Source organism: Gilliamella sp. Occ4-3 (assembly GCF_001690675.1).
GTDB lineage: Bacteria > Pseudomonadota > Gammaproteobacteria > Enterobacterales > Orbaceae > Gilliamella > Gilliamella bombi.
On the sequence record NZ_LZHR01000077.1, the window covers coordinates 1 to 10,204 of the forward strand.

At 27.8% G+C, this 10,204-nt stretch carries 8 protein-coding genes; all 8 read left to right on the plus strand.

Annotation, left to right across the window (positions count from 1 at the left end; translation table 11 throughout):
• Positions 1-1,020: hypothetical protein (locus tag A9G44_RS13545; protein WP_065610536.1), on the plus strand; the 1,020-nt coding region annotated here is incomplete at its 5' end.
• A 387-nt stretch (positions 1,021-1,407) separates the two neighbouring features.
• Positions 1,408-3,144 (plus strand): lipid A export permease/ATP-binding protein MsbA, encoded by a 1,737-nt coding sequence (msbA, locus tag A9G44_RS08915; RefSeq protein WP_065610538.1) that lies wholly within the window; start codon positions 1,408-1,410, stop codon positions 3,142-3,144.
• Between the two features lie 44 nt (positions 3,145-3,188).
• A complete protein-coding gene (msbA, locus tag A9G44_RS08920; RefSeq protein ID WP_065610549.1) occupies positions 3,189-4,928 on the plus strand; it encodes a lipid A ABC transporter ATP-binding protein/permease MsbA in 1,740 nt (579 codons plus the stop codon).
• Between the two features lie 80 nt (positions 4,929-5,008).
• Entirely contained in the window at positions 5,009-6,085 is a 1,077-nt protein-coding gene (locus tag A9G44_RS08925; protein ID WP_065610540.1) for a glycosyltransferase family 10 domain-containing protein, read from the plus strand.
• Between the two features lie 106 nt (positions 6,086-6,191).
• Positions 6,192-7,172, plus strand: coding sequence for a glycosyltransferase family 8 protein (locus A9G44_RS08930; protein WP_065610542.1), 981 nt, complete (start codon positions 6,192-6,194; stop codon positions 7,170-7,172).
• A gap of 89 nt (positions 7,173-7,261) precedes the next feature.
• Positions 7,262-8,251, plus strand: a complete 990-nt coding sequence (locus tag A9G44_RS08935; protein WP_065610544.1) for a glycosyltransferase family 2 protein — start codon at positions 7,262-7,264, stop codon at positions 8,249-8,251.
• 52 nt (positions 8,252-8,303) lie between these two features.
• Entirely contained in the window at positions 8,304-9,257 is a 954-nt protein-coding gene (locus A9G44_RS08940) for a glycosyltransferase family 8 protein (protein WP_065574588.1), read from the plus strand.
• Between the two features lie 21 nt (positions 9,258-9,278).
• A partial coding sequence (locus tag A9G44_RS08945; protein ID WP_065610546.1) for a glycosyltransferase family 9 protein occupies positions 9,279-10,204 on the plus strand: 926 nt, incomplete at its 3' end.

Here is a 10,204-nt window from a genome sequence, read left to right on the forward strand (position 1 = left end):
GGCAATATTCGTTATTACCAAATTTTTGGATTAAATTGTGTTAAAGTTATAAATTCAAAAAAACTAATATGTATTTATGTTTTTAGTTTTAGAATTTTGGAAAGAGTAAAATTAGAATATATAAAATCTATTACTGAAAAATTGGCAGATGAAATTAGTATTATTCGAACTGAAAATGCGGTTAGGCATGAACAGTTGGAGAGCTATATACATAATCATGTAAACTTTATCACTCATAATATAGACGATAAATTTAATATATTAATGAATGAAAATAATGTTCGTATTAGTAATATAAATAATAGTATTAATAATCTGTCTCAAAAAATTGATAACCAGTTTAATGCTTTTTTTGTGAATATTAATAATATTAACACTTATTCAAAAGCTCATATGGAAAGTTTTTCAGGGTTTAAAGATAAATTTGTAGGCCGAGATATAGTGATTTTATGTACTGGACCAACGCTTGCAAAATACCAACATATTGAAAAAACAATCAATATTGGTGTAAATAGAGCCTTCAGACGTTATGACATTAATCTTGATTTTATTTTTATTCAAGATATCACAGGTCTTAAAAATGATATTGATGCTATAAATAATTATAATCCGGAAACATGTCAAAAATTTTATGGAAGTAGCATTACTTTTGGTGCTTCCATACCCGAAAAAGATTTAATTAAAGCTAATGCTAAACGGTATTATGTTGGTAAATTTTTTACTGATTTTTATCCTGATATTACATCTTCTGTTTTTCCTGAATATGGTTCCGTTGTATTTTCTGCACTAACATTTGCACTTTATACCCATCCCAAACGAATTCATTTGGTTGGATGTGATGCATGTCAAAATGGTTATTTTGATAATGATGACCAAACAGCATTCTCATCTAATATTGATTTTCTTTTAAATGGGTGGTACGCATTCAAAAAATTTAAAGATCAGTTTTATCCTGATGTGGAAATAGTTTCTATAAATCCAATAGGATTGAAAGGAATTTTTAAAGATGTTTATCAATAGAACATTAACTTTCAGCATGATAAGCAGTATTTAATTGTAACTATCCTTAAAATAGTACAACAAAAAAGTAGACAATTTATCCATGATAAAAATAAGCATTAGAGTAGGAAGGTCTTACGCTTAAGCAGATATTTAGTGAGCTGAGTTTAAAATCTTAGTATCTGGGAGAAATCATAAAAATTTATAGTATCATCAAAGTGCATAAAATTAGGGTAGATAATCTACAAGCTGGTCATTCTTTTATATTGCCACGATTTGTACTACTTTAACAATGGGTATTTTGCAATTACATTACGTGATGTAAAAAAGATAATAGTTCAATAATTTAATCAATACAGTTATTTTTATAGTATAATCTATAAAATTTGTTATTTTGTAAAAATTATTATGCCCAAAAAATATAATTCTTTGACTGCGCTTATACAACTATGGCCATTTGTCAAACAATATAAAAAAGCTTTATTTGTTGCTATACTAGGGCTTTTGTTAAATGCAGCTACAGATTCGACCTTAATATCTCTAACCAAACCGTTGCTAGATAATGGTTTAATGAATAAAAACTACATCTTGTTAGTTTACATTGCTATAGCAATTATTGGTTTGATTGCATTACGTGGATTGTCAAATTATGCTTCTACATACTGTCTTTCATGGTTATCAGGTAAAGTTATAACTAAATTCAGACAAATGATATTTAATCATTTGCTAAAAAGTCCTGTAAGTTTTCATGATAAACATTCTGTGGGAGATCTTGTTTCCATTATTACCTATAATACTCAGATGCTTTCTAAAGCCTCATCCGATGCTTTAATTATTCTTGTTCGTGAAATAACCTATGCGATTGGTTTATGTTTTGTTATGTTTTATGGCAGTTGGAAATTGGCATTAGTGTTAATTTTTCTTATACCATTAATAATTGGTGTTGCTCAATTTATTGCAAAAAAATTTAGAAAAACATTAATGTCAATGCAAAAAGGTATGGGTGAAATAACAACTTCGGCTGATGAAATGTTAAAAGGCCATAAAGATGTTTTAATTTTTAATGCTAAAGAGTATGAAAAAAATAATTTTAATAAAATTACTAATATTTTTCGGCGAGATATGTTGAAGATTGAAATGGTTTCAAGATTATCAACACCGCTCATTCAAATGATTGCAACTTTAGGTCTAGCCTTAATATTATATCTTGTTGCAAGCCAGAGTTTAGATATTACTCCTGGCTCTTTTACTGTCGTTTTTTCAGCAATGATAGCTATAATGCGCCCTTTACGAGAGTTAACAAGCTTACATGTTGAATTACAAAAAGGTGCTGTAGCGTGTGAATCATTGTTCGGGCTTTTAGAAGCTCCACTTGAAGAAGATAAAGGTACAATTGATGCAAACCATATAACTGGAAATATTGAATTTAGAAATGTGACCTATCAATACCCTACAACCAGTACATCTGTACTTAATAATATTAATTTTAAAATTAAAGCGGGTCAAACGGTTGCTTTAGTAGGGCGATCAGGTGCAGGTAAGTCAACTATTGCAAGTTTGATTCCAAGATTTTATGATTTAGAAAAAGGAGAAATACTTTTAGATGGTATTAATATTAAAGATTATACCTTAAAGTCATTAAGGAATCATATAGGGTATGTTTCTCAACGAGTGCACTTATTTAATGGTACCATTGCAGATAACATTGTTTATGGTGAAAAAGGATTACATAGCCAAGAAGAAATAATTAAGGTTGCTGAATTGGCTAATGCCATGGAATTTATAAATAAACTAGAAAATGGAATAGATACGGAAATAGGTGATAATGGTGTTTTATTATCAGGAGGACAACGGCAACGCATTGCTATTGCGAGAGTTTTGTTACGTAATAATCCAATTTTAATTTTGGATGAAGCGACTTCAGCACTAGATAATGAATCTGAAAGGTTAGTACAAGAAGCCATTGAAGTTTTACAAAAAAATAGGACTTCGATTGTTATTGCTCATAGATTATCAACCATTGAAAAAGCGGATCGAATTTTAGTCATTGATAATGGTGAAATTGTAGAAGATGGTAATCATCATAGCCTTATTGAACAAAATGGTATTTATGCCTTAATGCATAAAATGCAATTCAAATCATAATATATTAAATAATGAATATGAATCAAAAAAATCATAAAGTAAGTATCAATATTGATAAGGACTCTTCAACTTGGTGTACTTTTACTAAGTTATGGCCCTATATTGCTCAACATAAATTAGTATTATTTATATCAATAATTTTGTTAATAATTAGTGCATTTGCCGATACTTCATTAATAGGCCTATTGCGTCCTTTACTTGATCTTGGTTTTTCAATGAATGACCGAGAGTTTTTATATATGGCACCTATCTATATTCTTGGTTTAGTGTTTGTTCGTGGTATTGCTAATTATGGTTATTCTGTATTATTAGCATTGATCTCTGGTAAAATTGTCATGCGCATTCGACAAAGACTTTTCGCACATTTTGTTGATTCACCTGTAAGTTTTTACGATCAATCCTCAACAGGAAGGTTATTGTCGCGAATAACATATGATACAGATCAGGTCGCAGCGTCTTCATCGGATGCTTTAATTACAATAATTCGTGAATCAGCTTTTATATGTGGGCTATTTTATACAATGTTTTATAATAGTTGGCAATTATCACTATCTTTACTTGTTGTCACTCCTATTGTAATTGGATTAATTTCTTTTATTTCAGTAAAATTTAGAAAATTGGCAAAAAACATGCAAAATTCTATGGGAAATGTCACCATGGCAGTTGAGCAAATGCTAAAGGGATATAGGGAAATTATTGTTTTTGGTGCACAGAATGAAGAATCAAAAAATTTTAAAAAAGTTAGCAATAAATTTCGCCGTGATGGAATGCGTTTAGTTTCTATCTCCGCACTATCAACGCCAATAATACAATTGGTGATCTCATTTGCTATTGCTTTTGTGTTATTAACCGCAAGTGATCCTGATTTAAATATTACAGCTGGAGAATTTACTGTCGTTTTTTCATCACTAGTAGCATTAATGCAACCTATTAAAAATTTAACCAGTGTTAATGCAAATTTTCAAAAAGGAATGGCTGCTTGTCAAACTTTATTTGCAATCTTTGAACAACCTTTAGAAAAAGATAATGGATTTATTAGTGTTGATCGTGTAAAAGGAAATATTGTATTTGATCACGTTACTTTTAGTTATGAAACTAGAAAAGAGCCAGCTCTTAAAGACATTAGTTTTTCTGTTCCTTCAGGAAAAACAATAGCTTTAGTTGGCCGCTCAGGTTCAGGAAAAACGACAATAGCAAGCTTACTTACACGTTTCTATGATGTACCTAAAGGACAAATTTTAATTGATGGACATAACATTAATGATTTTACATTACATTGTTTACGTGATCAAATAGGTTTAGTATCACAAAACATTCATCTTTTTAACGATACAATTGCTAATAACATTGCCTATGGAAGAATTGGTGAATATACACAACAACAAATAGAAGAAGCTGCAAAAAAAGCATACGCTTATGATTTTATAATGCAAAGTGAGCATGGATTTAATACTAAAGTGGGAGAAAGTGGAATACTATTATCTGGAGGGCAAAGGCAAAGAATAGCAATTGCTCGAGCTCTATTACGTGATAATCCTATATTGATTTTGGATGAAGCAACATCAGCCTTAGATACTGAGTCGGAATATGCAATACAACAAGCACTTTCTGAACTACAAAAAGGGCGTACTTCAATTGTTATTGCACATCGATTATCGACCATTGAGAATGCTGATGAAATACTAGTTATTGATGCCGGAGAGATTATAGAACAGGGAACACATCATGAATTACTTCAAAAAGATGGTGTTTATTATAAATTATATCAAGCAAATCATTTATAAGCTGTAATGTTATAAGAAATAGTTCATTAATCATTATTAAACTCAATAGAATATAGGCAATTTAGGAGATAGGATATTACATGAGTTTTAAACGAATTGTTACAGATTGTGCTTGTTTATTTGTGAAAGATAAAAAAAAGAAATATTTTCTAACCAAAAAGTATGCTAGCACTCCACCGTATATTTTGTCTAAAAAAAAAGCTAAAGTATATCAAGATATTTATATTCCTATTTATAAGCATAATGTTCGATTATGTCCAGTTGAGCCTGAAATTTATAATAAAAAAGGAGAAAGATTAAGAGTTATTTTTTTAAGGGATAATTACAAACCGAATGCATCTTCACAAACAAGTAATCTGATATATTGGGATAAATATAATTTTGAACTTCCATTGCATCTTTATACTCATGGACGTATGTTGGAGACAATGGGATCTCCAACAGGTCGTTTTGGTGCTTTGGTTGAAACTAAAGGTATAAAGCCTGATAGTTATGAGATATTTCAAAAATATAGTGGATTAGAAAAAGATTTTGATTTGATTTTTACTTATGATGAACAACTTCTAAATGAAATACCTAACGCAAGATTTGTTCCTTTTTGTGCCGATATAAAGCTTTTTTCTGGTGATTTTGTAATGCTACCGAACTTAGATGAGATATTTCAACAAAATTTGTTTTATGAAAAAAATAAAGATATCTCAATATTATCGTCAAATAAAAAATTATGTGAATTGCATCTAAAAAGAATTTTAACTGCGATTAAATTAAAAAATCATCCTAAGGTTGATACTTTTGGAACTTTTGATGGTGGAGAGTTTGTTAATCCTTATGAAACATTGAAAGATTACCGTTATTCTATTGTGTTTGAAAATGAAATATCTGGGTATTGTTTTACTGAAAAGTTGACAAATTGTTTTGCCACACAAACTGTGCCTATTTATATAGGTGCTAGTAAAATAAATCAATTTTTCGATGAAGATGGTATCATTAGAGTTAAAGAAAGCGAAATTGATAACATCGAAAATATTATTAAACAATGTTCAGAAGCTGATTATATATCCAGAAAAAACGCAATTATGAAAAATTTCATGACTGTTCAACAATTTAGTAATAATGAAGACTATATGTACAAAACATATATAGAAGGTTATTTTTAAATAATTGAGATAATATTTTATAAGTGTTTAAACTAGAAATATAGAAAAAATAATAATTAGATTAATTTTCAAATATTATTAAATAATTCAGAAGTGGTTATTATAGATGATAGATGTAACTAAGTTCATAGAAGTTAAAAAAACTATTATTGGTGATGAAAGTAATGATACTAAAACACAATGGCATATTTTGCTATGCTTTGATGATAATTATGCTTTACCAGCTGGCGTTAATATGTATTCTATTATTAGCAACAATCCAAATAAAAAATTACATTTTCATTTATTTATGCAAAACGTATCAAATGATAATAAATGTAAAATAGAACAGCTTTCATCAAATCATGTTTCAATAACGCAATACTATCTGAATGATAAATTTAAGATTCACGCTAACAATACAAAATATTTCCCTATTTCTGCTTGTTTGCGAATTATTGCTCCATTAGTTATACCTAAAGAAGTAACTAAATTACTTTATGTTGATAGTGATACTTTATGTTTGACATCATTGGATGAACTATTTAGTTTAAATATAGCTGATAAAATTATTGCTGCAGTACCTGATGTTGAAAATACACAAAATTCCCAATGTAAAAAATTTCAAATTGAGTATGGTAGTTATTTTAATTCTGGAGTTTTGTTATACAACTTGAAAAAGTGGAATGAAGCTAATATCACAGAAAAAGCACTTAATTTATTAAATGAGGGGATTGCTTATAAATTTCCCGATCAGGATGTGCTAAATATTTTATTAAGTAATAATATTTATTACTTACCCACAAAATATAATTGTCTTACTTTGTTAAGTGTTGGCGGCCATGAGGATCAGCAAAAAGCTGAAAAGGGTGCAGTTTTTATACATTATACTTCGGGAAGTAAACCTTGGTTTAAACTCTATTTGACATCAACTTATCAAAATTTCATTGATGGCTCACCTTGGTATCAAGCCAAGCTAGCCTTAGCAAATAATCTTTCCCCATCTACAACCAGACGTTATGCTAAATTTTTAATCACTCAAAGAAAATATATCTGTGCTTTTCTTTACTACTTGTTATATTTAAAACATAAATTATTAAAAAGATAATCAAATAATGATCATTTTTTTATATTTATCCTAATAAGTAGTTTTAGATAATCGATGTATTTATAATTAAAAAGTTACTAAAGGCATATATGAATAATACTCCTCTTATATCCGTAATTATACCAGCATACAATACAAGAGATGTTATTGAAAAAACATTAAAATCAATAGAAGAGCAAACGTATCAAAATTATCAAATAATCATTATAGATGATGGTTCAACTGATGATACAGGTATATTTATAGATGAATACCAACAAAAAAATGCTAAAATTATTGTTTATCATCAGAATAACAGTGGTGTGTCTGTTGCCAGAAATAATGCTCTTAAATATGCGTCAGGTGAGTTTATCTGTTTTTTAGATAGTGATGATACTTATGAATCTTCTTTTTTTGAGAAAATGTTAATTCGCCAACAACAAACCGATTTTAACATTGTTTATTGTGGTTTTTATCGAGTAAAAAAGAATAAAAGTATTAAAGAATATCTATCCTTTGAAGAAGGAAATATACTTAATAGTTTTATCAAAAAAAGTTTTCATATTTCAGGCATGCTAATTAAGCGTTCTTTTTTACTCGATAAGAATATTACTTTTGATACTGACCTTAAAATTTGTGAGGATATTTTTTTTACTATTAAAGCTATAAGTCAATGCGAAGTGGCTGTAGTTAAAGATCATTTATTCAACTATTTATATAGAGAAAAATCGGTAACAAATTCAATTGCTACTATTGAATTATATTTACAGAATATAGTAACTTGGGAACGGATTGAGTATTATTTGAAGCATAATTACATTAAAAACGACAAAGAAGAGATTTACCAGCGAGTTCAATCTATAGTAGTTAAATTAAAAGTAAGACTTCTTATTGAATATTTAAAACAATTTAACTATAAAAAAATTTATTATTATCTAAATAAAGATCTAAAATTTACTAGTGATATGAAATTGGTAAATAAAAAGTACTTACCAAAAAGTGATATCAAAAAAATGAATATAATAAAAAGTAATTGTCTAGCCATTTGGTTTTGGGGTAGTTTGTACTATCGATATATTAGGCGCGAAACTGGAAAATAACTCAAGATATAAACAGTAATTTATTGTTAATGCTATAACAAGGACAATATATATGAAAAATGAAGTGATAAATGTAGCCTTTTGTACTGATGGTAATTATCTCGAATATGTAGCTATAGCAATAAAATCAATTCAATTAAATAATTTAGGTAATCATCTTCAATTTCATGTATTTCTTTATGATGTTCCAAAAGAGGCTGTTCATAAATTACAACAATTGAATGTTTCTATTAAAAGTTATTTTATTGAAAACAATGAATTAGATAAATACCAGACTGAACATCAATTACAGCATATCAATCGATCAATGTATATTCGACTTCTTGTGCCTCGATTACTGAAGAATGAAGTTGATAAATTTATATATTTGGATGCTGATATATTATGTTTTCGTGATATATCATCAATTAATCAGATTGATATTGATTCAGTGGTTTGTGCTGTTGTTTCTGACTCTCTAATTTCAAAAAATATTGAAAAAAATATTACTCGTTTGGAGTTAAGTTCAGATAATTATTTTAATTCGGGTTTTCTCTATATTAATACAAAAAATTGGTGTGATTCTGACATAGAAAATAAAGTTAATTCAGTTTTGTTAAATCCGCAACAATATAGACTTGTTTATCCTGATCAAGATGCTTTAAATCTTATTCTTCAAAATAAAGTTAAGTATGTTGATTGTAGATGGAATTATTTATTTACATGGATGACTGAAACAGAAAAGAATAAAATCTTTGATAATGAAGATATTCTACCATTTTTTATCCACTTTACTGGTGCCAGAAAACCTTGGTATCAAGAACATGAAGGAACGGCACAAAATTTATATGTATTTTACAAGCATTTTACACCATGGGCTAATAAACCTTTAGAAAGTTATCTACCTAGAATGAGAGTTAATGACTATCGTATATATGCGAAATCATTTTTTAGAAAAGGTGACTTTTATAAAGGAATAAAATTTTTCATTCAATACTTATTATTAAAATACAGAAAAAAGAAATAAAATATTATAGGAATTCTAGTTATGAGTCATTTTTCTTGGCAATTAAAGTTTATTCGAAAAAAAATAAAACTATATTTTTTTTACTTTTTAAATAAAATTCTAATGTGTTCCTTTCCTAAAAGAAAAACGATATTTGAACCGTCAAAAATAAAAACTATTTTAATAGCTCGTAATGATAAAATTGGCGATATGGTTGTAACTACCGCTTTAATAAAAAATCTTGCTCAAGCTGGTTATGATGTTTATGTTTCTTCGCAACAATCAAGTTTAGATATTCTTAAAAATAATCCTAATGTTAGAGCTACATTTAGTTATAACGATTATTCATTAAAGGATTTATTTAAAACTATACAAAAAATTAGAAAGCATCATTTTGATTTGGTAATTGATACAAGACCATTTTATTCATTTGAAATGCGTAAAATTATATTTTGTGCATTTACTAACTCAACTCATTTGATGGGATTTAATAAAAGTAATGTAAAATCATATAATATTTCAATTCCTTATTATAATAATAATGCTCATATTACTAATCAGTTAAATAAAATATATGAGTATATGAACATTAAAAATTACGATGAAAACTATGATCTTTATACTTTAGATAATAATAAAAAAAATGTTGATAATTTTATATTAGAAAATAATATAGATAAGTTTGTTATTATTAACCCTTTTGGTGGAGCAAGAAAGCGTGAATTGTCTCAATGGCAAATGGAGTATATTGTTTCACTCATGAAAAAAAACAAACCAGATCATAAAATTGTTTTTATTGGTGAACCCAATAAACTTAAAAATGTTAAACTTGACTTAGGATTAATATTTCAATCAAACACCATTTTAGATGTCGTTGCTTTAATCAAAAAAGCTGAATATGTTATTACTGTTGATACTTCTATAGTGCATATTATAGCAGCATTCAATAAACCATGTTTAACCATTTA